We start from the raw sequence: 20958 nt of genomic DNA on the forward strand, positions 1-20958 counted from the left end.
CTTCAAAAAATTTAACTACTCATATGCAGGCGTTCACCTATAGCCTTTAAAGTAGTTTGGGTTTGCACTCAATCTGGATATGCAAAGTTATAACATAGGTTGCAAATCATCAGCCCTGTTAGCTTTGCTTTTATAAAACAATCTTAACAATTTGATAACCAAGACTACCCTTGTTTAAAGAATAAATTTTATTCAGGATGAATAAATCAATGATTCTTAAAAGAAGGCGGAAAATTATGCAAATTTGGTTTCCAATGCAAATATCGATAATTTCTTTATATAATGCAGAAGCACACGAGATTTTAAAATATTCTCACACTTGCACTACATATTCAGCTAACAAACAGTCACATATACTTTTCACAGCTCTACAAGTTGTATACGTATAGCGCTATTTCTTGCTCTGCCAAACCCTATTAGGCATTACCACAGCATCCAGTGGCACATCATAGGGATTAGGATCATCGATACGTTCTACGGGAGGCTCCAAAGATAAGCCAATTTTCAGAACATTAGGGCGGCAATCAGCCAGAAAGCGATCATAAAATCCTTTTCCATAACCTACACGGTGTCCTTCCCTGTCGAAAGCAAGCAATGGCACCAGCACCACATCCACTTCGCGGGCATGTATGATCTGAGCATTCTGTGGCTCCGGTATCCCCCAATTATTCTCAACTAGTACGGCCTCATCAGTAAGGTGGTGGTGCGTAAGAATATTCTGCTCCACATCTGTTACCGGCACAACCACACGCACCCCAGGGTGCTCTTGCCGCAGCCGTTCTATTATAAACCAGGTATCTACCTCGTTGTTTTTCAGGATAGGCAGGAAAACATGCACTGTTTGCCCCGGCTCAAAAAGGTAATACCCAAAGAACTGCTCTGCTATTTGCCGGCTGCGGTGCTTTACCTCTTCGCTAGGTAGTGCTCGCCGCTTTTGCAGCATATGCTTGCGTAGCTCCGCCTTCTGCATTAAGCCTCCTCCAGTATGGTAAACTTAAACTCAAGTGGGTCGAAGGCCTCCACCAATGCAGGTATAAAATCTGGATTATTTGTCTGGTAAGTAAGCAGGTTATCTTTACGCTCCTGCAGGCTTCCTCCCGGAAACAATTTATCCTTCAGGTTCTCCAGCTGCTTAAATGTCTGCTCATGCTTGCTGTCGCGGGCTTTGGAAATCTTCTTCTCTAGCATCTGCAACGAGTTATTGGCCTTCTGTGCCTCAGCTCCGACAGCTTTTACAAGTGTTGGGTCAATGCTTTCGGCCAGCTTCTCTACCTCAGCAAAGGCTGCTGCTACTGCCTGCCGCTGTGCCTCCAGGTTTATTTCTTCATCATGCAACTGGTCAGACAGCTGCTTTTTCAGCTCCTGATAATCCTGAAACAGGTCCAGTGGCTGTAGGCCTAATTTGTGCATGCGGTTGGCGTTACCCCGGCTAATGTACAAAGCAGAATTACGCAGCATCAGCATAGGGAAAGCTACTTGATAAGCTTCAAACAGCTTTTTAAGCTGAAACCAGTAGGCTACTTCTGCCCCTCCCCCAATGTAGGCCAAGTTTGGAAGTATAAGCTCTTCGTACAGGGGCCTTAAAATTACATTAGGGCTGAAACGCTCCGGGTGCTCCTTTGCTTCCTGCTGTATCTCCTCTAAGCTAAAGCTGATATCTGTATTAAGTATTTTATACTTTCCCTCTTCCCGCACTATGCGCTCACGTAGCCCATCTGTCAGGTAAAACAGGTTGATTTCACGAGAGTAGACCTGCGGCTTATACCCTAGCTCCTCTAACTGCGCATTGGCTTCTTCTACCAACTTATTCGATAGCTGCTCTGTCAGCTCCTTCTCTACAACCGGCGTCAGGGCTTTCTTCAGCGCAGCATGGTCGCCGTCTATACTTACTAATCCGTACTCGCCAAACAGCGCGTGCGTAATAGCGCGTGTAGCATCTGCCAGATTCTTACTGTTGCGGTAAGCTTCTTCAAAAATTGGGTAAGCCTCCGGAAGCTCTGCCAGCAGTGGCTCCATATCTTTAGTAGAGAATCTACCTACTGCTCCAGACTGGTCGCTCTCCCAGGTGTACTGCTTTCCGAACAGGCTGAAGTGATTAATCTCTGCGAAGTCGTGGTCTTCGGTAGCCATCCAGTACACAGGTACGAAGTTGTAGTTAGGGTACTTCTCCTGCAGCTGCTTACAGGTGTTGATGGCTGTGATGATTTTATAGACAAAGTATAGCGGACCGGTAAAGATATTAAGCTGATGCCCGGTGGTAATGGTGAAGGTATTAGGTTGTAGCAGCAGGTCGATTTTCTGCTGCACCTTCGGGTTTACAGAGGAGAGGGAAGTATACTGCTCCTGTAGTGCCTGATGCAGTGTCTGGCGTTGAGTTTCGCTGAAGCTTTTCTCCTTTAGCTGGGCCTCAAAAGCCTCTAAGGTTGGGAAATGATTATAGAACGGTTGCAGCTGCTCGCTACAACAAAGGTAGTCTGTGATAGTCTTGGAGAATGCGCCTGTAGCAGCGTAATCTATGTTATTGATCTTCATGGTTTGTACTTCCATCTGCTTTGTAGCCGTAGGTTTAGCCCTTTTAACAGTTTAGCGGGAAATGTGTTGCAGCTATTTTATACTTTACCGCCTCAGCACAAAGTAAAGGTTTTATTTCCGGTTTTGCAGATGATACGATAGAAAGCAGTTAGAAGAGGATGAGCAGTTGGTGTACCATTGATTGGAAGTATGTGCAAACCATTCCGCTCTTACACGTATGTACTTTAAAAACACAACCATGGGACTATTAAGCGGTATGATGGGACACGCCTCCGAAGTGTCTATCGAAAAACTGGCAAAGGAATTTCAGCCAATCCTGATTGATGACGAGCGGATTGAGCGGGCCTATAAATTGATCCGGGACATGCTCGTCTTCACCAATAAGCGCTTAATCCTGGTAAACAAGCAGGGGCTCACTGGCTCCAAATCCGACTACCAAAGTATACCTTACGGCAGCATCAAAATGTTTTCAAAAGAGAGCGCAGGCATTGCTGATCTGGATGCAGAACTAAAAATCTGGCTTACCGGCGAATCAGAGCCAACTATCAAGCAAGACTTCCGCAAGGGCGATAATATTAATGAAGCGTATCGGGTGCTGAGCAGGTATGTGCTGAAGTAGGCTTTTACAGATTCGTTAGCCAGCCTTCGGCTTCATGCACGGTTTCGAAGCCTTCCACTATTCCTGTCTGCACCATTTTGATAGCTTTATCTGTGGAGAGCCTGCTAAAGTGACTTTTGGAGTAGACAACTGCATGATACTGGAGACCTGCTTTTTCAGCCCGTATGTGCCAATCCTGAGCAAACCATTCTGCAAGATCCGCCCATATCCCCTCCACCTCAAGGTGGTTATCTAATAGTTTCTGGCAATGCTCTTTCTTAAGGTAGTATAGTGTTTGATCATACCCTTGTATTATGGCCTCATTTTCCAGAGCACCGAACCATTCCACATACAGGTAGTTATCCAAAGCATTGTACTCAAGCTTCAGGTAATTAGTAGTAATAAGTTGTATATGCCTCATACTGTTGCTCTTGGTTTTTACTAATATTAACTAAAGCTCAGGTTTTAGCAAAAAAAATCCTTACCAGTCCATACCGGTAAGGACTTTTCGCTTAACTAATTATCGTTTAGCTCTTCTTAGTTTACCTAAGCTACCACTTCACCATAAAGGTCAAAGTCAGAAGCATCTGTGATTTTGACGTTAGCGAAGTCGCCTAAGCGCACATAGGTATTATCAGCTGGCACAAGTACTTCGTTGTCTACCTCCGGTGAGTCATACTGCGTACGGCCAACAAAGTAACCGCTCTCTTTACGGTCGAACAGCACTTTATATATTTTGCCTATCTTTTCTTCGTTCAGCTCTACAGATATTCCCTGCTGCAGCTCCATGATGGCGTCGGCACGCTCCTGCTTCACTTCTTCCGGCACACTGTCCTCTAGCGTAAAGGAGTGCGTATTGTCCTCATGCGAGTAGGTAAAGATACCAAGTCTGTCGAACCTGGTCTCCTCTACCCAATCATATAGCTCCTGGAAGTCCTGATCTGTTTCACCCGGGTGACCGGCAATAAGAGTAGTTCTCAGCGCAATGTCCGGCACACGCTGACGAATCTGATCTACCAGCTCAATTGTGCGGCGCTTGCTGATGCCACGGCGCATCGTCTTGAGCATGTTATCAGAAATGTGCTGCAGTGGCATATCAAGGTACTTGCAGATGTTCTCGCGCTCGTTCATTACGTCGAACACTTCCATCGGGAACTGCGACGGGTAGGCATACTGCATCCTGATCCACTCAATACCATCCACATCGGACAGGTTACGCAACAGGTCAGCCAACTTGCGCTCGCCGTAGTGCTGCAAACCATAGTAGGTCAGGTCCTGGGCAATCAGCACCAGTTCTTTTGTACCCATACTTGCCAAACGCTTCGCTTCACGTACCAAGTCCTCAATCGGACGGTCTACGTGCTTACCGCGCATCAAAGGTATGGCGCAGAAAGAGCAAGGGCGGTTACAACCTTCGGCTATTTTGAAATATGCATAGTGGGATGGCGTCGTTAACAAGCGCTCACCAATCAATTCGTGCTTGTAGTCAGCCTCCAGCTTCTTCAGCAGTTGTGGCAGCTCTAATGTACCGAAGTAAGCATCCACCTGCGGTATCTCCTCCTCCAGCGAATCCTTGTAGCGCTGCGACAAGCAACCCGTCACATACAGTTTATCGATCTGACCAGACTCCTTAGCCTCTGCGTAGCGCAGAATGGTATCAATGGATTCCTGCTTGGCATTGTCTATAAAGCCACAGGTGTTCACGATGATGATGTTGGAATCGTCCTTGTCAGACTCGTGCGCCACCTCAAACTCGTTGGCACGCAGCTGCCCCATCAATACTTCCGAGTCCACCAGGTTTTTAGAGCAGCCCAATGTAACTACGTTTACCTTATCCTTCTTAAGCGATCTTACTTTCACGGATTAATAACTTGCTTGATAATTGATTAGAAACTCTACGGCTGTTACCTGACCTTTCTGCACCTCTACTGGGTTGATGTTCATCTCTCCATCGTAAAGGCTGGCGAACAAGCCCTTCTCTTCTTTTGAGAAAAGGCTGTACGTGCCGGGCTCCAGGCTAACAGCAAAGTTACCGTTAGCATCTGTAACAACCTGAGTCACTAAATTAGTTTGAATGTTGGTGTGAAAAACACCGTCTGTAGTTTTTGCTTGGCTGGCGTTGGTAAATTCATACACGTACAAGGTACGTTGCACGCCTCTACCCTTGCTGGGTGGCGCATCTGGTGAAGGCATTTGGTTTCCCGATATCCACAGCACCTGTCCGCTTATACCCTGTGCTATGGGAGCTTGCTGCTCCTGCACTTCTTTTGCTTGCTCCTGGTTTTCCATCTGTTCTTGTGTGTTCTGATGGGTTTGATTAGCACCGTTGCACTGCGACAGGAGCAGAGCAAGCGGCATCAGCAGGAGCTTAACCATGGCTATACTTTATGTGCGTGAGAAGAAAGACTCTACAAATTCGTGCTTGTCGAACAGTTGCAGGTCTTCAATTTTCTCGCCAACTCCGATATACTTCACCGGAATCTTAAACTCATCTGAAATACCGATTACTACACCACCTTTAGCTGTACCATCCAGCTTGGTAATAGCCAGTGCTGTTACATCAGTAGCTTTGGTAAACTCACGGGCCTGCAGCAGGGCGTTCTGTCCTGTACTGCCATCCAGCACCAGTAGCACCTCGTGTGGCGTATCTGGTGTTATCTTTTGCATTACGCGCTTGATCTTGGCCAGCTCGTTCATCAGACCTACCTTGTTGTGCAGTCGTCCGGCCGTGTCGATGATCACCACATCGGCATTCATCTCTACACCTTTCTTAACAGCATCGTAGGCTACAGAAGCAGGGTCAGTGTTCATGCCATGCGAGATAACCGGCACACCTACACGCTCGCCCCAGATAATGAGCTGATCTACGGCGGCGGCACGGAAGGTATCGGCAGCACCAAGTACTACCTGTTTGCCCGCCTTATGGAACTGAGCAGCCAGCTTGCCAATGGTGGTGGTTTTACCCACACCGTTAACACCTACTACCATGATCACATACGGCTTGATATCCTTTGGAAGGTCAAAGTTAGCGCCGTCTCCGGCACGGTTCTCCTCCAGCAGGGCCGCTATCTCTTCGCGCAGTATATTGTCCAGCTCATCAGTACTTACATACTTATCGCGGGCTACGCGCTGTTCAATGCGGTCGATAATTTTTACCGTGGTATCCACTCCCACATCGGCATGTACTAGAATTTCCTCCAGTTCATCGAGCACCTCCACGTCTACCGTGGATTTGCCCATAACGGCTTTACTTAGCTGACCGAAAAAGTTACTCTTGGTTTTCTCAAGACCTTTGTCCAGCGATTCTTTTTTCTTCTCTTTGCTGAAAAAGTCAAAAATTCCCATGCCGGTTTATGATGTAGGGTGAATGCTATCTCACTGATACGGTAATATACTAAAAAAGTCCCAATATTGGGACTTCTTCATGTTATCTATCTATCGATGTAGAGTAGGCTGTATTACTTTTTAGAAAGGTACTCCTGTACTTTGTCAACAGGTACCATCTCCTCTTTAAAGCTGTAAGCACCAGTTTTTGGAGACTTCACAGCTTTGATCACTTTTGCCCAGTCTTTACCTGTAGCGGTCTTTAGGGTTGCAACTACCTTCTTAGCCATGGTTATTTAATTTCTTTATGTACAGTTACTTTTTTCAGATTCGGATTGTACTTCTTCAGCTCGATACGCTCAGGAGTATTCTTTCTGTTTTTGGTAGTGATGTACCTTGAAGTTCCAGGTACGTCAGTAGTCTTCTGCTCTGTACACTCCAATATAACCTGGATTCTATTACCTTTTGCTTTTTTAGCCATCTCGACAGTAATTTTTTATTTAGGACTGCAAATATAAAAGCTTAAATCTCTAATTACAAACAATGTATAAATTTTCTTGTGAAACATAAGTTAATGCTTCACAGAATTTACACCCGCTGCGTAACGCGCTGCCCTCTTCTCTGTGAGAGGCATACGGCTAAGGTCAAAAAAAGGGCAACGGAGCGAAGGCATCTACAGCTTCTCTCCGTTGCCGATTTGTATCTTGAGGTACCAGATGGCTCTTTCCGGATATATCTGCAGGAGTTAAACTACCCGTGCAGCCGGAAGCATGCCACTACTAGTACAGGATATAGCCTTGCTCAGCAGCTTTCTTCAACACTGCAGAGATACCATTCTTGTTGATAGTTCTCAGTGCAGAAGTAGAAACTTTCAGCGTTACCCAAGCATCCTCCTCTGGGATGTAGAAACGCTTCTTCTGTAGGTTTGGATAAAACTTACGCTTAGTCTTGTTATTAGCGTGAGAAACGTTATTACCTACTTGTGGTCTTTTACCTGTTAAGTCGCAAACTCGTGCCATCTTGTATTCTTTTCTGGTTTATTTCAATAGGGGTGCAAATATCTATAAAAAGATACAGAAAATCAAACCCGTACCTAAAATTTTCATCCTGCTGTATAGAAAATGCTTCGCCGCCTCTGGCTCGGTGACAGGTTTTATACTTTTTTCTGCTTTGTCGCCACCTTCTCATGGAAGCCATAGGGGCAGTGCTTGCAGGCATTTTTGCAGCAATAGCCACGTTTCTGCAGGTATTTCGCTGTCAGGACCATCAGCCCCTGCTCGTTAAAGTAAAAATCTTCTCCTTCGGTTAACTTCTGCGCCAAAGCTGTTTTTCTTTTTTACACAAAGTACGCCAATAAAGTGTAAGCGCACAAACATGACAACACAAGCATGTAACCCAAAGCCGCGCCAGTACACATCTAGGTGACCATTGGAGCTTGGTTTTGAAGTGGGGCCGAAATATGTAATTTTGACAACTATAACCTATATATGTGGTAAGTATACTGTAGGCAGCAAGGCTGCCGTACTACTACAAAGAATCTGAATTATCGAAAACTATGAACACTCAAGTTATTACCTCTAGCCAGCAAGCCATCGACACAGAGCATAAGTATGGCGCCCACAATTACCATCCGCTTCCTGTAGTGCTAAACCGCGGCGAAGGAGTACACCTGTGGGACGTTGAAGGAAAGCACTACTACGATTTCCTTTCAGCCTACAGTGCCGTTAACCAGGGCCATTGCCATCCTAAAATAGTTGGAGCTTTAACCGAGCAGGCGCAGCAACTAACGCTTACCTCACGTGCCTTCTATAACGACAAGCTTGGTATAGCTGAAAAGTACGTTTGCGAGCTGTTCGGCTACGATAAGTCGTTGTTCATGAACTCAGGTGCTGAGGCCGTAGAGACAGCAATTAAGCTGGCGCGCAAGTGGGGCTACCTAAAAAAAGGCATCGCACCGCATAATGCCGAAATCATAGTAGTGGAGCACAATTTCCACGGTCGCACCACCGGCATCATCTCCTTCTCTACAGACCCTGATTCTACCAAAGGCTTCGGCCCCTACATGCCTGGCTATAAGGTAATCCCTTACAACGATATAGAGGCACTGGAGCGAGCACTGCAAGAAAACCCAAATGTGTGCGGGTTCCTGGTTGAGCCAATACAGGGCGAGGCTGGTGTGGTAGTGCCTGACGAAGGCTACTTGGCTAAGGCACATGCTTTGTGCAAGGAGTACGATGTGCTACTAATGACTGATGAGATCCAGACTGGTATTGGCCGTACAGGTAAGCTACTGGCCAGCTACTACGATGATGTAAAAGCTGACATTCTTATACTTGGTAAGGCACTCTCAGGCGGTGTACTGCCGGTATCATGTGTGTTGGCTAACGATGATATCATGCTCTGCATACAGCCAGGCGAGCACGGCTCTACCTTTGGCGGCAACCCTCTAGCTGCAATGGTTGCCATCGCAGCTCTTGAGGTGATCAAAGAAGAAAACCTGACAGAGAATGCTGACAAACTAGGTGAGGTGTTCCGGGAGCGTATGCGCCGCCTGATGGGGAAACGCCCTGAACTGGTGACATTGGTACGTGGTAGAGGTCTGCTTAACGCTATTATAGTTGAACCAACAGCCGATGGCCGAACTGCCTGGGACGTGTGCGTGGCGCTGAAGGACAAAGGCCTTTTAGCTAAACCAACCCATGGCGACATCATCCGTTTTGCACCACCGCTTGTCATGACGGAAGAGCAGCTGCACGAGTGCTGTGACATCATAGAGAACGTTATTCTGAGTTTCTAACGTACCGCTAACCATACGATTGAAAGGCAGAGGCTTTGGCTTCTGCCTTTTTTATTGATATCGCTGCCAAAGCACTACGAGCCACTAAACAGGTTAATTTTATACTTCTACTAACTCCGCCCAAAGCTCGGCCATCATTCATAATAATTGCTGCTACTCTAGCTATGAATGGCACTATATATGCTAATGCTATACTTGTAGCTAAGCTACCTGTACCTCAACCTATAAAACTATGAAAAACCATTTGATGGCTGCTGTGCTGCCGGGAGTGCTGGCGCTGCAGAGCTGCTCTGTTCCGAACATGGCTGTTGACTCAACCTTTAAGCAACAGGCACAGGAACTGCCCGTGGAAGGGCGCAAAACATTTAAGCCGAACGGCAACTTTTTAATTGGCGACTATACAGTAGCCAATGTACAACGGGGCTGGAAGAACGGCGGTGACTTCAACCTCTTTGGCTACGAGAACGTCAAGTCTAAGCAGCAGCACGAGTTAAGCCTGCAGAGTGCAGAAGGGCGGGAGTGGTATATATTTGGTGCCAGCCGCCTGCATGAGAAAAATCTGAAGTCCAATAACGGTTTTACGATTCGTCTTTCGCCTAACCTGGAGTACTATGCCAGCTACTTCACCTCGCCTGAGAGCGGACAATGGCACCTGCTTACCGCTGACCCAGGGCATTACCAGGATCGTGAGCGCTTTGAGGGCGAACTGTCTAACGGTTCCACAGTATACACCGTGTCTCCGGTGTATAAGTTTGAGGGCAAAGGCTTACCACTTCCTGACATTGTTGGGTATGAAGTTAAAGCTGGCAACGAGCTGTTGGGTGCGGTGCAGGTTCTGAATAATGGTAAGGTGTGGTTACAGCCTAACCTGACAAACGATACGCGTATGGTATTAGCTAGTGCGATGGCCTCTTTATTGCTTTACGAGAAGCTGCACGACTCTAACCTTTCCCTTGAACCAAATCCTTAAGGCTCACTGTTACCGATTTTGTAGTAGTTATCTGGATATTAGTCGATTATACTGCTACAAAAGTATACAACGAGCTGCACCATACGTTATACACGTATAGTTTGCAGGCAGTGTGTTTTCAATCATCTTGACGAAGTATAGATGAAGAAATTCTTTTGGTGGTGCGCCGGCGCCGACGACACCATTCTTGAAAAGTGCTCCAAATCGGAGCACATAAAGTACGCCGGAGTAGGTGCCACCGTGCTTTTTACAGGCTTGCTAGCCAGCATCTCGGGTGGCTACGCTCTTTACACAGTTTTCGATTCGGTGCCGATGGCAGTAGCGTTTGGCCTGTTTTGGGGTGCTGTTATTTTCAACCTCGACCGCTTTATCGTTTCCACACTGCGCAAAGAAGGCAAGTTCTGGAAAGAGCTGCTGATGGTAACACCGCGTATTCTGCTGGCTTTGGTATTGGCAGTGGTTATCTCAAAACCTTTAGAGCTGAAGATCTTTGATAAGGAGATACAAGCCGTGCTGAAGGAGAAGCAGGCGGAGCTGGCCATTCAGCACAAGCAACTGGTGGGCCGGCAGTTTGCTGAGGTAGACTCTGTAAAAGCAGACATTGCCGCCATACGCCAGGAGGTAGAGGCAAAGCTACAGGAACGCAACAGGCTATATGACGCAGTGGCCGCCGAGGCCGACGGCACCGGGGGCACCGGCAAAGTAGGCCAAGGTCCGATCTATGAGGAGAAGAAGCGACAATATGATAAGGTGGACGAGGAGTTGAAGCTGTTGCAGGCTGATGCCCAGGAGCGCATTAATCAGCGCCAGCAGCGTATAAATGACCTGATGGCGAAGTATGACGAGACTGTGGCCGAGGGGCAGGAAAGTTTCTCCAACTACGATGGCCTGATGGCTCGCATTAATGCACTGGATGAGCTGCCATGGTTGCCAGTGTTCTTTATCACACTGCTTTTCATCTGCCTCGAGACTGCGCCTATCTTCACTAAGCTAATCTCCAGCAAGGGTCCTTATGACGATATTCTGAAAGGGATAGAACATGAGCGCACCACCCAGGAGATGCAACGTGTGGCCGAGCGCCAGAAGCAGTATGATACCCGCCAGGAGGTAGCCGAAGCTAAATTTGCTGCCCGCCGTGAGTATGAAATGGATGCCAAACGTGAGGAAGAGCGCGTTAAGTCGGATGCTCACCTGGAGGTAGTGCGGGAGTCTGCAGCGGTATGGAAGCAGCGCAAGCTGGCAGATATACATCGCAGCCCTAACACTGCAGCCGAGATACTGAACGATAACGAGGAAAACGGCTACTACAAGTGGTAGTCTGAATCAAAGTATAAATCAGCCTGGGCCATAGTGGTTCAGGCTTTTTTGCGACCAGTTATTCCTTACCCACAGTACCTGAAAAAGCAAAAAGACCCGCAGCTTGGTAGCAGCAGGCCTTTTCACATCATCTTAAACCACTCACTTACTTTATTATCCGGAAGATTATCCGCATTATCATCATTGTCATCCATAGTTTTCTAGTCATTCATCTTATTCTTAACGTTATTTCCATACTTTAAAAAACAGCTTTTGTACATGGCTTGCGCGAGAACACAGTGGCCTCATCTACATCTTTTAACCGGCAGATAAAGCGTGTCATGCGTTCTACACCAAAGCCACCACCGGCAGTCTTTGGAATACCGCCTGCTTTAGCGATGTCCAGGTAATGGGCGAATACCTCCTCATTTGTTCCGACTTCAGCCATACGTTTACGGATTTGGCGATACTCGTGCTCACGCTCCGCTCCTGACAGGCCTTCGCCGTACCCCTCTGGCCAGATAAGGTCATAATTCAGGTAAGTACCCGGTCTCTTAGGATCTTCTTTATCGTAGAACTCCCGTTTGTGGTTCAGCAACCAGAAAGGCTTTGTTGCTTCTTTTGATTTTAGGTGCTCATAATCCGGTCCAAGGGCTGCCTCCAGCTTTTCGGTACGGCACACCTCCCACTTCTCGTACTGCGGCAGCAGCTCTCCACGAAGTTCAAGTATGATTTCAGGAATCTGCTCGTTCAAGCGGCTAAACACAAAGTTTACCAGCTCCTCCATAAACTCCATCACAAAAAAGCGGTCTTTCCCTCTGAACTCGAAGTCAATCTGTGTAAATTCGAACAGGTGGCGTCCTGTATCGGCACGGTCTGCAAATTCCAATCGCACGTTTGGCGATACAATGTACAGGCTGTCCAGCTCCGGGTTCATCAAGGCTAGCTGCTTGTGGAAGATCATAGACTTGGTAAGGCTCCAGCGCTGATCAGCATAACCTATAGTAGCATCTACTACTCCATGGTTCAGTGGGTCCGTGATCGGTGACAGCATTAATGGCATCAGCTGCGTAAGACCTTCTTTGAACATAAACTCATGAGTGGCACGCACAATACCCTGCTGTACCTTCAGTATTTTAGGCAGCGAAGTGCGCTTCAGGTGACTTACGGTGGCCTCCAATACTGTTGGCTCTGTTAGTGTCTCTAGGCTCATTACTTGAAAATTTGTTAAATATTTTAAGCTTATTACATATTAAATTTAAAGATTGTTGTTTCTATTTAACATTTTTTCAAATAATATTTTTCAAGTTTAATAATCCTTCATTTTAAAAGCATTATATTTGCAAAATGTTAATAGCAGCAAGTACACAAGCCTATGAATTACGAAATTGACAATCTGGATAAACAAATTCTGAGCCTGTTAATGCAGGATGTAACCCGTGCTTATACTGACATTGCGAAAGAGCTGAACGTATCGGGAGGCACCATTCATGTTAGAATGAAAAAGCTAACCGAAATGGGTGTTGTAAAAGGAGCGCAGTTACTAGTAAACCCATCTGCCGTTGGCTTTGATATCTGCGCCTTTATTGGTGTGTTCCTGGAAAAAGGATCTGGGTATAAAGAGACGGTAGAGAAAATGCGACAGATACCTGAAATTGTAGAGCTACATTATACTACCGGCTCCTACAGCATGTTCGCCAAAATAATTTGCCGCGATACAAACCATTTGCGCGAGGTGTTAAACGAAAAGCTGCAGCCTATACAAGGTGTTCAGCGAACCGAAACCCTTATATCGCTGGAGGAAAGCATAAACCGACAGATCAAAATAGAATAGAAATAAAAAAGAGACGCAAAACCCTGCGTCTCTTTTCTTTTATAGTTGATATAGTTACTTCAGCTTCTGCAGCGCTTCGCGCAACCTGCCCAACGAGGCTTTGATATCCTCCAGAGAGGCACCTCCTACCGATAGTCTGAACCAGTTCAGGTCTTTTCCAGAACCGAAAGCAGAGAACGGCACCACAGCCAGCTTCGCTTCGTGCAGCACATAGAAGGTTACATCCTGGCTTATTTCCAGCACTTTGCCCTCCGGCGTAGTTTTACCAGCCAGATCCATCTTAGCAGATAAATAAATGGCGCCCATAGGTTCGATGGCGTCTACTGGATGCCCTTCAGATTTCAGCTCCTGAAACCCGTTGTAGAGCACAGTAAGGCTCTCCTGCACTTTAGGTTTAAACTCGCCCATGAAGCTGTTTACTTCCTCTGACTGCTGCAGGAATTCTGCAGTAGCCATCTGCTCTGCTTTAGGTGCCCAAGCTCCTACATGCCCAAGTATAGACTTCATCTTGTCCATTACTACAGTTGGTCCGAAGGCATAACCTACACGCACACCTGTAGCAGCAAAGCACTTAGAAGTACCATCAATGTAAACAGTATAGTCGCGCATTTCAGGGCGAAGGCTAACCGGATCGAAATGCTCGGCATTACCGAAAGTCAGCATCCAGTAAATTTGGTCGTAAAGCATGTAGAGCGGCTTTTCACCTTTGGCGCGGTTACGGTTCTCCTCCAGCACCAGGTCACATATCTCCTCCAGGTCCTTTTTAGAGAACATCGTACCGGTCGGGTTCAGAGGCGAGCACAGCGCCAGCATAGTGGCTCCTTTCAAGTGCGGACGTACATCCTCAGCGGTAGGCATGAAATTATTCTCCGGACGTGTTTTAACCTCTACCGGAGTAGCACCAGATAAGTGGCAGTAGTGGTTGTTGTTCCACGATGGAGTTGGGTACACCACCTTGTCGCTTGGGTCTACCAGGGCCAGGTAGGTAGCATAGATCAACGGACGAGAACCGCCGGCCACCAGAATATCGTTCTCAGGGTAAGTAAGACCAAGACGCTCCTGCGTAAACGCTACGACTGCCTTGCGCAACACCGCAACGCCATTGGCAGGCGGGTAGTTAGTGTGCCCTTGTTCGTAAGCTTTAGTTATGCCCTTTCGCAGCTCCTCCGGAATTGGGTAGATACTTGGGTTAAAGTCGCCGATGGTGAGGTTACAAATAGGCTCTCCCTTGGCTATCATTGCGTTCACCTCGCCAGCCACCCGAATAATCTCGGAGCCGATCAGGTTCTGCGCCATTTTAGAAACTGTCATGTTAAAAAACGGGATTTAAGAAGGTTCAGGCTAAGTTATGGATTTCCGGCCAACTACGCAGCGCCGCATTACAAAATGTCTAAAAAAATAGAGACATACAGAAGAAATCCTCATCCAAACCAAAGCCTCATTGCATGTTTCACAAGCAATGAGGCTTTTGATTTTTTTAGCCATAACACTACCGCTGCCTTAGAACAACAAGCTAATTGTCAGCTTAATACGCAGGTTATCTTTGTCCTCATCTAGGGCATAGGGGCCGTAGCGGTAAAAAGCTCCTACTCCAACACCACTAAAAGGAGAGCTGATAATGTTATTTAGCATCAGTCCTGATTCAAAAAACCCCTTGCGCATGCTGTTAAGCTGTAGCTCCGTAGCCTCTTGTAAGGGCTCTTCCAGGCTACCAATGCCAATATTAGTTACAGCCACCAGATCCGGAGCAAAAAAGCGGGTATTGAGCAGGCGTTTGCCAAAGTTCTGAGAGAAGAACAAAGCACCATACCTGTCGGAGAAGAATTCGTAGGGCTGCAGGGTCTCGAAACCCTCACCGGTGTATACTTTATACTCCGGGTTAAAACTACCGTAGCCATTGTAGCGGCTTACGAGTGGTGCATTACCAGTAATCCAGCCACCGGCAAGTATGATATTACTCTCGCCAAAGGTACGATGGCGCAACAGAGCCTCCAGCCGCAGGTCGTACTTGTCGTACCCATAATCACCATCTAAAAAGCCGTCGAGCCCGCGGGTATACTGCAGCCACAGCACAGGGTGCTCCTGCCTTGATAGCGGCACAAGGCGGTTAAATTGCTGCATATACTTTTCGCCAGGGGCATAGCGCAGGCCCAGCACTGCTTCCGAAAGGTGGAAAGTTGGTAGCGACTGCCCTTCCTGCTCTAGTAAGGTAGAACGCCTCTCTTCCTGCCTTAGCTGTGCATTTGCCTGCAGGTAACGTAGCACGCGCCCTTGTAAGGCTATACTTTTGTGAGTGGTATAGTCCATGTCTTCCAGCAGTGCCCGCCGCAGACTGCCTAACAGGCCACTGCCCTCTTCAAAGACTAAGCGGCGGCCGCCCGTCTCCAGTACATCCTCGAAGTAGATAGCCTTTAGCTGCAGCGCCATCGGCTGCCAAAGTATAACCGAGGCATCCGCGCCATACTTTGCTTCGTCGTCTTTAAAGCCGTAGCCCCAGTAGCCTCCTACCTGGAATCTTTCTGACAGGCGGTTGTTGGTGCGCAGCCCTAGGCCCAGACGTAGGCCCTCAAAATCGCTCAGCCGTAGCAAGTGCCTCAGGTTAAGACTCACAGGCCCAACCGGAATCTGCTTGCTCATCAGGTACTCCAAAGTTCGGACGGTGCGATCCAGCTTCTGGGCGCGGCCCACGCTGTCGAGGCGTTCGTAAGTTCTTTGCTCCAGCTGTGTTAGCGAATCGGGTCGGTAAGCCTGGAAAAAGCTGTCTGGCTGGCGGTGTGCGTCAGGGGCATGCTTCAGGGCCACTACCCCAAACTCGGAGCGACGCAGGTTAGGGTTTAGGTTGATGTTTGTGACATAGGTGCGCATGTGGGCATAAGGCTGATGCCCATTCAGGCTAAGTTGTGGAATCGTCAGCTCCACATCCAGCTCCCTAGGGAACCACTGCTGTTGTGCTCCAACCCGTTCATACTGCTGCTGCAACTGTATATTGCGCTTGTCGTCATTGCCTGCAGATTGGGCCAGCACGTTCTGCACTGCCCAGCCGCTGCTGTTGATGTACAGAAGCCCTTCCAGCCCCTCGAAGTTCTTTCCCTGCTCAGGCTTAAAAGAGATGACAAATACTGTGTCCGCTCCCTGCACCAGTGTTTCCTGCAGCACGAAATTATACTTGCGGGTGCTCCCCGGGCTTATGGGACTCAGGTAGCGCTTGCCAAAGAACACAGGCAGGTCGTCGTATACCGAAAATTCACGAGCCTCGGCAGCCACTACACCAAAGCTAGGTTGCTGCAGCCCCGATACACGCGTAGCCAGTACGGTTTCCTTGGTGAGGTTTGGCTTTAAAAAGGCATAGTCGGTAACGCTTTCAAGCAGGAACAGATGCTGCTTGCTCAGGAGGTTACGCATTTTCAGGTAGGCAGAGTCCCGGCGGGAGAGTTGCAGCGTGTCGCGAAGCTCCTGCTCCCCCACATCGTTAGCCGTAAGTATAAATTTGTTGTAAGTGCGACAAGTATAGCTGTCCAGATTTTGCAGCCGATGTTGTTCCCTGTGCTGCGTAGCCAGCCTGATAATGCGGTGGACCGGGTTCTCGCCAGAGCCTAGCACAACCACCTCCTGCAACCTTGCTGCTGTTGGCTGCAGCTGCACATTTATACTTTCCACAGAGTCAGGGCGTATAGTTTGCGGCAGGTACCCCACATAGCTAAAGCGTAGGCTATAGATGGGCCTCTGGTGGCGCAGATGGTACTCTCCCTCCAGGTTAGTGGTAGTACCTGTCTCACCCTCGTTGGCAACTATACTTACAAAAGGCAGGCGCTCGCTGGTAGCTGCATCGCGCACAGTACCTTGCACCTGCTGCACCTGTGCCATGCTTATCAGTGAGCACAAGCACAAGAATAAAAGTATGGGACAACGGAGATACAGCATACATGTAAATATAAAAAGAAAAGGCGCTACTCATGCAGCGCCTCCTCCTGTTAACAAAGTATAATTAGAACTGTACACTCAAACCAAGCCCCGGCCTTCCGTTAGGAAGCACTGTAGGAGCAACGGTGGTGTTCAAGCCTTTGTCTTTGGCCAGCTTGTCGTGCAGCCAATACACCGTGTTTACCGATAGGATACCTACGCCGGCGCCAGCTATTACATCGGCCATCCAATGCTCGTTGTTGAGCATGCGCATAATACCCGTGCCCGTGGCAATAGCATAGCTACCCACGCTCACCCACGGGCTCTTGTGCCTGAACTCCTTATCCACCACTGTGGCAATGGTAAAGGCATAGGCCGTATGCCCCGACGGGAAAGCATAGTTATCGTTATTGGGGCGATCTATGTCCGTCAGCTTTTTGGTAGGCCATACCAGTGCAGAAGTAAGTGCTCCGGAGGCAATCAGCAGTTTTGTCTGGCGCCCCACCTCGTGTCGGTTCTGAGAGGAAAAAATGTTGAAGCCATACAGGTAGGCCAGCGGCACGAAGAATACATAGTCATCCACCTTGGTGGCAAACTCCGGCGCATGCCTGTTACGGGCGTCACGGGCGTCAAAGCTACTGAACAAGCCATTCCCCTGTATAGTATATACACCTGCTCCAATTAGCGCGGCAGCTGGCAGTACAGCACGTGTAAGATACCGCTTGTTTTCTCCTTCACGTCTTTGGGCCTCCGTAAAAGGATTTTTCTGCCCTTGCGGTATGGTATCACCCTGCGTCAGTGTGATAGAAGCCGCAAGCAAATTTGTTGAAGGCTGTGCAACACTGTCTGTTGCTAAGCTGGTGGTAACAACCGTATCCGGTCTTGTGTCAGGTTGCTGTGTTTGCGCCAGCACAGGGGTTGCCAGCATTGTTAACCACAGCAAATGTGCAGTTAGTTGCTTTCCTAGTTTCAATCTGTGATCGTTTAAAATTAAGCAATAGCTAATAAACCTCATTTTAACATTTTTTGTGCCACAACAAGTAGTTTTTCACTGATGCGCTTGCAAAATTTACCGCCTAAACTGCCTTGAAGTTTTGGCAGCTGTCAGAGCTTCACATTGAAAAGCTTTCAAGTACCCCATCCTTTACCTTGTTTCAGGCTTCAGCCTATCTCCACCCGCAGCTGCAACCGAACCAAAGCAGTATAGTATATTTAGGCAAACTAAACGCACCTGCCCCACATGAAGATTCTTACAGCTGCACAGACCCGCGAAGCCGACGCCTACACAATCCAAGAGGAAGGGATCTCCTCCGCTGAGCTGATGGAGCGAGCGGCAAAAGCCTTTACCGGTTGGTTTGAGAATAAGTTTCAGCCGGGCGGGGAGGTACACATCTTCTGCGGCCCCGGCAACAACGGCGGTGATGGGCTAGCCGTCGCACGCCTGCTGCACGAGCGCAACTATAATGTGCAGCCTTACCTGGTGGGCGATATAAGTAAGGCTTCGGATGATTTTGAAACAAACTTGGAGCGTCTGCCACAGGACCTGCAGACTATACACGTGGAACAGGAGGCAGCTATTCCTAACTTGATAGGTAAAGGCTCCTGCGTTATTGATGCTCTCTTCGGTACCGGGCTAAACAGGCCTGTTACGGGCCTGTACGCTAAGGTACTTGAGGCGCTAAACAGTAGTGGCGTAACTGTCACTTCTATAGATATCCCTTCTGGCCTCTACACTGACAGCCAAACACCTGAGGATGGCGCAATTGTCAGAGCACAGTACACGGTTAGTTTTGAGCTACCAAAGCTGGCCTTTTTGCTACCGCAGCACGAGCCGTTCGTGGGCGAGTGGCATGTAGTATCTATTGGGCTAAGCCAGCAGTTTATCTCAGAAGTTAATACCAACTATTTCTGCACAAAGCAGGAAGATGTGCAGCGCCTGCTGAAACTCCGCAAAAAATTCTCCCACAAAGGCCTCTATGGACACGCACTCCTGCTGTGCGGGGGCTACGGCAAGATGGGCGCCGCCGTACTGGCTGCTCGTGCCTGCCTGCGCAGCGGTGTTGGGCTACTAACAGTGCAAGTGCCTCAAGCGGGTTACCCTATCCTTCAAACTGCCGTGCCAGAGGCCATGACACTAACCGATAGAAACCGGAAGCACCTTTCTGAGCTTCCCCAGGATATTCAAAAGTATGATGTGATAGGAACAGGCCCGGGCATAGGCACTGAGCGTGTCACGAAAACTGCCATTGGACAGCTGTTGGCTACCTCCTCACACCCTACAGTGATTGATGCAGATGCAATCAACCTCATTGCTGCCAGCGATAAACTGAAGGCACAGCTGTACAAGAAAAAGCTCATTTTCACGCCACACCCAAAAGAGTTTGAGCGCCTGGTGGGCAAGGTTAAAAACGACTACGACCGGCTGCAGCACCTGCGCGAGTTCTGCATGGAGTATGGTTGTTATGTTGTGCTGAAGGGTAGCCATACTGCTGTTGGCACGCCTGAAGGTAAAGTATACTTCAACACGACCGGCAACTCTGGTATGGCTACGGGCGGCACTGGAGATGTGCTCACGGGCATTATAACAGCATTGGTAGGGCAACAGTACACTCTGGAGGAGGCTTGCCTGTTGGGAGTTTATGTACATGGCTTAGCCGCTGATTTAGCGTTCCCTTCTCTAGGAGACATTGCCATGACGGCATCAGACGTAATTGACCATCTACCTAAGGCTTTCCTGCACCTTACCCAACTAATGCCATAGTCACGCATACCAGGCCTGCGTGCAGCAACATAGCACCATCTGCCAGTATGGCGAAGTATATTCGCGGACGGCTTGCTGAGGAGTACCAAACAATTAGAGCCGCACCAACTGCGCTCGCAACTAACGCCCACAGTACTTCGCCACCTTCGCTACTTATCAAAAGCAGAACATACAGCAGCAGAAGTGTAAGGGAGATCAATTTTGTGTTCCGCACACCTATCCAACCCGGAAAGGTTAGCGTGTTGGTGTCACGATCGTAGGCATAATCGCGGATATCGAATAGAAGCGCCAGCGCCAGTATAAACAGGAAACGGCGCAGGAAAAGCCATAGTGTTTCTGGCTGCCATACTTCCATACCTGCATCTAACAGCGGAAACATGGCCGTTACCACAGCCCATACATAAGCGATCAGAAAAACCTTGAGCAGTGGTACGCTTCGCAGGGGCTTTACCCGCTGCCGCTTATAAAGTACAGGTACTGTATACCCCACGGATATTACTGCCAGGTGCAGCAAAAACCAGAGGTTTATTTCTATACCTGACCAAAAGTATGCTGCTACAGCTGCACCTATACTTACTAGTCCGAGTATAGCCAACTCTCGCTTATGGCGCTGCCCCCATGCAGGGTTATTTTTGTTTATCTGCTGGCACGGGCGGCGCAGGATACTCTGTACGCTACTAAGGTTGTAGGTAAAAAGCGTAGCCAGAAACACAAACACTGCCATAGTCCACGACACAGGAAGCCCCGCTAACAGATAGGTTTCTACCGTAAGAGCAAAGCCACAGAAAGAGATAAACACACTGCTATACAGCAGCGCTTCCAGCAGCCTATAGGGCAAGCTGGTTGCTTTTCTTCTTCCGTTGTGCCTGGTCCATTCCATCCTACTTTGCAATTACGCAACAATTCATTGCTCAATCAAACACAGCTGCTCTTGTGTAAGCTGCTA

General features: G+C 48.2%; 21 protein-coding genes. 6 read left to right on the forward strand and 15 right to left on the reverse strand.

Translation table 11 applies throughout. From position 1 onward, the window contains the following. Positions 1 to 391: 391 nt before the first annotated feature. Both PKOR_RS05320 and bshC read right to left on the reverse strand, forming a co-directional pair. Positions 392 to 970: a 5-formyltetrahydrofolate cyclo-ligase gene (locus PKOR_RS05320; RefSeq protein WP_046309549.1), complete on the reverse strand. Its 579-nt coding sequence runs from the start codon at positions 968 to 970 to the stop codon at positions 392 to 394. Further along, positions 970 to 2547 (reverse strand): bacillithiol biosynthesis cysteine-adding enzyme BshC, encoded by a 1578-nt coding sequence (bshC, locus tag PKOR_RS05325; RefSeq protein WP_084694729.1) that lies wholly within the window; start codon positions 2545 to 2547, stop codon positions 970 to 972. Before bshC ends, PKOR_RS05320 begins: the two co-directional genes overlap by 1 nt. Positions 2548 to 2770: 223 nt before the next feature. Between bshC and PKOR_RS05330 the strand changes: the two genes are divergently transcribed. After that, a complete protein-coding gene (locus PKOR_RS05330) occupies positions 2771 to 3151 on the forward strand; it encodes a PH domain-containing protein (RefSeq protein WP_046314115.1) in 381 nt (126 codons plus the stop codon). A 4-nt stretch (positions 3152 to 3155) separates the two neighbouring features. Here the strand turns inward: PKOR_RS05330 and PKOR_RS05335 are convergent, their stop codons facing one another. From PKOR_RS05335 to PKOR_RS24985, 8 genes are all read right to left on the reverse strand, one after another. Next, positions 3156 to 3551: a hypothetical protein gene (locus PKOR_RS05335; RefSeq protein ID WP_046309551.1), complete on the reverse strand. Its 396-nt coding sequence runs from the start codon at positions 3549 to 3551 to the stop codon at positions 3156 to 3158. A gap of 125 nt (positions 3552 to 3676) precedes the next feature. Beyond that, positions 3677 to 4990, reverse strand: a complete 1314-nt coding sequence (rimO, locus tag PKOR_RS05340; RefSeq protein WP_046309552.1) for a 30S ribosomal protein S12 methylthiotransferase RimO — start codon at positions 4988 to 4990, stop codon at positions 3677 to 3679. 3 nt (positions 4991 to 4993) lie between these two features. After that, positions 4994 to 5506, reverse strand: a complete 513-nt coding sequence (locus PKOR_RS05345; protein ID WP_052738728.1) for a carboxypeptidase-like regulatory domain-containing protein — start codon at positions 5504 to 5506, stop codon at positions 4994 to 4996. Positions 5507 to 5515: 9 nt separating this feature from the next. Beyond that, complete coding sequence (gene ftsY, locus PKOR_RS05350) at positions 5516 to 6475, reverse strand: signal recognition particle-docking protein FtsY (protein WP_046309553.1); 960 nt, start codon at positions 6473 to 6475, stop codon at positions 5516 to 5518. Positions 6476 to 6588: 113 nt separating this feature from the next. After that, on the reverse strand, positions 6589 to 6744 hold the full coding sequence (locus PKOR_RS24015; RefSeq protein ID WP_071843114.1) for a DUF4295 domain-containing protein: 156 nt from the start codon (positions 6742 to 6744) through the stop codon (positions 6589 to 6591). Between the two features lie 2 nt (positions 6745 to 6746). Beyond that, a complete protein-coding gene (gene rpmG, locus PKOR_RS05355; protein ID WP_046309555.1) occupies positions 6747 to 6935 on the reverse strand; it encodes a 50S ribosomal protein L33 in 189 nt (62 codons plus the stop codon). Between the two features lie 298 nt (positions 6936 to 7233). After that, a complete protein-coding gene (gene rpmB / locus PKOR_RS05360) occupies positions 7234 to 7473 on the reverse strand; it encodes a 50S ribosomal protein L28 (RefSeq protein WP_046309557.1) in 240 nt (79 codons plus the stop codon). Positions 7474 to 7607: 134 nt separating this feature from the next. Further along, positions 7608 to 7775 carry a C1orf53 family protein gene (locus tag PKOR_RS24985; protein ID WP_158453741.1) on the reverse strand — a complete coding sequence of 56 codons (168 nt, stop codon included), beginning with the start codon at positions 7773 to 7775 and terminating at the stop codon, positions 7608 to 7610. Between the two features lie 234 nt (positions 7776 to 8009). On the opposite strand from PKOR_RS24985, the gene rocD reads away from it, so the two are divergent. The 3 genes from rocD (at position 8010) to PKOR_RS05380 (ending at position 11538) form a co-directional block, all read left to right on the forward strand. After that, positions 8010 to 9251, forward strand: coding sequence for an ornithine--oxo-acid transaminase (gene rocD / locus PKOR_RS05365; protein WP_046309558.1), 1242 nt, complete (start codon positions 8010 to 8012; stop codon positions 9249 to 9251). A gap of 232 nt (positions 9252 to 9483) precedes the next feature. Further along, complete coding sequence (locus PKOR_RS05375) at positions 9484 to 10221, forward strand: hypothetical protein (protein WP_046309561.1); 738 nt, start codon at positions 9484 to 9486, stop codon at positions 10219 to 10221. A 141-nt stretch (positions 10222 to 10362) separates the two neighbouring features. Further along, positions 10363 to 11538, forward strand: a complete 1176-nt coding sequence (locus tag PKOR_RS05380; protein WP_052738729.1) for a DUF4407 domain-containing protein — start codon at positions 10363 to 10365, stop codon at positions 11536 to 11538. Positions 11539 to 11776: 238 nt separating this feature from the next. On the opposite strand, the gene PKOR_RS05385 is transcribed toward PKOR_RS05380, so the two are convergent. Then, positions 11777 to 12730, reverse strand: a complete 954-nt coding sequence (locus tag PKOR_RS05385) for an asparagine synthetase A (RefSeq protein WP_046309563.1) — start codon at positions 12728 to 12730, stop codon at positions 11777 to 11779. Between the two features lie 162 nt (positions 12731 to 12892). On the opposite strand from PKOR_RS05385, the gene PKOR_RS05390 reads away from it, so the two are divergent. Next, the gene (locus PKOR_RS05390) at positions 12893 to 13351 is read left to right on the forward strand and encodes an Lrp/AsnC ligand binding domain-containing protein (RefSeq protein ID WP_046309564.1); all 459 of its coding nucleotides are present in this window, start codon (positions 12893 to 12895) and stop codon (positions 13349 to 13351) included. Between the two features lie 54 nt (positions 13352 to 13405). Here PKOR_RS05390 and PKOR_RS05395 read toward each other — a convergent pair whose 3' ends face one another. The 3 genes from PKOR_RS05395 to PKOR_RS05405 form a co-directional block, all read right to left on the reverse strand. After that, positions 13406 to 14662 (reverse strand): pyridoxal phosphate-dependent aminotransferase, encoded by a 1257-nt coding sequence (locus PKOR_RS05395; protein WP_046309565.1) that lies wholly within the window; start codon positions 14660 to 14662, stop codon positions 13406 to 13408. A 189-nt stretch (positions 14663 to 14851) separates the two neighbouring features. Beyond that, entirely contained in the window at positions 14852 to 17215 is a 2364-nt protein-coding gene (locus tag PKOR_RS05400) for a DUF5686 and carboxypeptidase-like regulatory domain-containing protein (RefSeq protein ID WP_046309567.1), read from the reverse strand. A gap of 121 nt (positions 17216 to 17336) precedes the next feature. Further along, entirely contained in the window at positions 17337 to 18224 is an 888-nt protein-coding gene (locus PKOR_RS05405; protein ID WP_046309568.1) for a phosphatase PAP2 family protein, read from the reverse strand. Positions 18225 to 18491: 267 nt separating this feature from the next. Between PKOR_RS05405 and PKOR_RS05410 the strand changes: the two genes are divergently transcribed. Then, positions 18492 to 20012 carry a bifunctional ADP-dependent NAD(P)H-hydrate dehydratase/NAD(P)H-hydrate epimerase gene (locus tag PKOR_RS05410; RefSeq protein ID WP_046309570.1) on the forward strand — a complete coding sequence of 507 codons (1521 nt, stop codon included), beginning with the start codon at positions 18492 to 18494 and terminating at the stop codon, positions 20010 to 20012. Here the strand turns inward: PKOR_RS05410 and PKOR_RS05415 are convergent. Next, positions 19993 to 20892 (reverse strand): UbiA family prenyltransferase, encoded by a 900-nt coding sequence (locus PKOR_RS05415; protein WP_046309572.1) that lies wholly within the window; start codon positions 20890 to 20892, stop codon positions 19993 to 19995. The two genes, PKOR_RS05410 and PKOR_RS05415, sit on opposite strands and share 20 nt — an antisense overlap. Positions 20893 to 20958 lie beyond the last annotated feature (66 nt).

Source organism: Pontibacter korlensis (assembly GCF_000973725.1).
GTDB classification, from domain to species: Bacteria; Bacteroidota; Bacteroidia; order Cytophagales; family Hymenobacteraceae; genus Pontibacter; species Pontibacter korlensis.

What these genes read in the sequence shown, in the direction of transcription:
- PKOR_RS05415 (WP_046309572.1), bottom strand. Translation starts at nt 20,892, where the DNA reads ATGGAATGGACCAGGCACAACGGAAGAAGAAAAGCAACCAGCTTGCCC.
- PKOR_RS05410 (WP_046309570.1), top strand. Translation starts at nt 18,492, where the DNA reads ATGAAGATTCTTACAGCTGCACAGACCCGCGAAGCCGACGCCTACACA.
- PKOR_RS05385 (WP_046309563.1), bottom strand. Translation starts at nt 12,730, where the DNA reads ATGAGCCTAGAGACACTAACAGAGCCAACAGTATTGGAGGCCACCGTA.
- bshC (WP_084694729.1), bottom strand. Translation starts at nt 2,547, where the DNA reads ATGGAAGTACAAACCATGAAGATCAATAACATAGATTACGCTGCTACA.
- PKOR_RS05395 (WP_046309565.1), bottom strand. Translation starts at nt 14,662, where the DNA reads ATGACAGTTTCTAAAATGGCGCAGAACCTGATCGGCTCCGAGATTATT.
- PKOR_RS05390 (WP_046309564.1), top strand. Translation starts at nt 12,893, where the DNA reads ATGAATTACGAAATTGACAATCTGGATAAACAAATTCTGAGCCTGTTA.
- ftsY (WP_046309553.1), bottom strand. Translation starts at nt 6,475, where the DNA reads ATGGGAATTTTTGACTTTTTCAGCAAAGAGAAGAAAAAAGAATCGCTG.
- PKOR_RS24015 (WP_071843114.1), bottom strand. Translation starts at nt 6,744, where the DNA reads ATGGCTAAGAAGGTAGTTGCAACCCTAAAGACCGCTACAGGTAAAGAC.
- PKOR_RS05335 (WP_046309551.1), bottom strand. Translation starts at nt 3,551, where the DNA reads ATGAGGCATATACAACTTATTACTACTAATTACCTGAAGCTTGAGTAC.
- rpmG (WP_046309555.1), bottom strand. Translation starts at nt 6,935, where the DNA reads ATGGCTAAAAAAGCAAAAGGTAATAGAATCCAGGTTATATTGGAGTGT.
- PKOR_RS05345 (WP_052738728.1), bottom strand. Translation starts at nt 5,506, where the DNA reads ATGGTTAAGCTCCTGCTGATGCCGCTTGCTCTGCTCCTGTCGCAGTGC.
- PKOR_RS05375 (WP_046309561.1), top strand. Translation starts at nt 9,484, where the DNA reads ATGAAAAACCATTTGATGGCTGCTGTGCTGCCGGGAGTGCTGGCGCTG.
- PKOR_RS05400 (WP_046309567.1), bottom strand. Translation starts at nt 17,215, where the DNA reads ATGGCACAGGTGCAGCAGGTGCAAGGTACTGTGCGCGATGCAGCTACC.
- PKOR_RS05380 (WP_052738729.1), top strand. Translation starts at nt 10,363, where the DNA reads ATGAAGAAATTCTTTTGGTGGTGCGCCGGCGCCGACGACACCATTCTT.
- rocD (WP_046309558.1), top strand. Translation starts at nt 8,010, where the DNA reads ATGAACACTCAAGTTATTACCTCTAGCCAGCAAGCCATCGACACAGAG.
- PKOR_RS05330 (WP_046314115.1), top strand. Translation starts at nt 2,771, where the DNA reads ATGGGACTATTAAGCGGTATGATGGGACACGCCTCCGAAGTGTCTATC.
- PKOR_RS05320 (WP_046309549.1), bottom strand. Translation starts at nt 970, where the DNA reads ATGCAGAAGGCGGAGCTACGCAAGCATATGCTGCAAAAGCGGCGAGCA.
- rpmB (WP_046309557.1), bottom strand. Translation starts at nt 7,473, where the DNA reads ATGGCACGAGTTTGCGACTTAACAGGTAAAAGACCACAAGTAGGTAAT.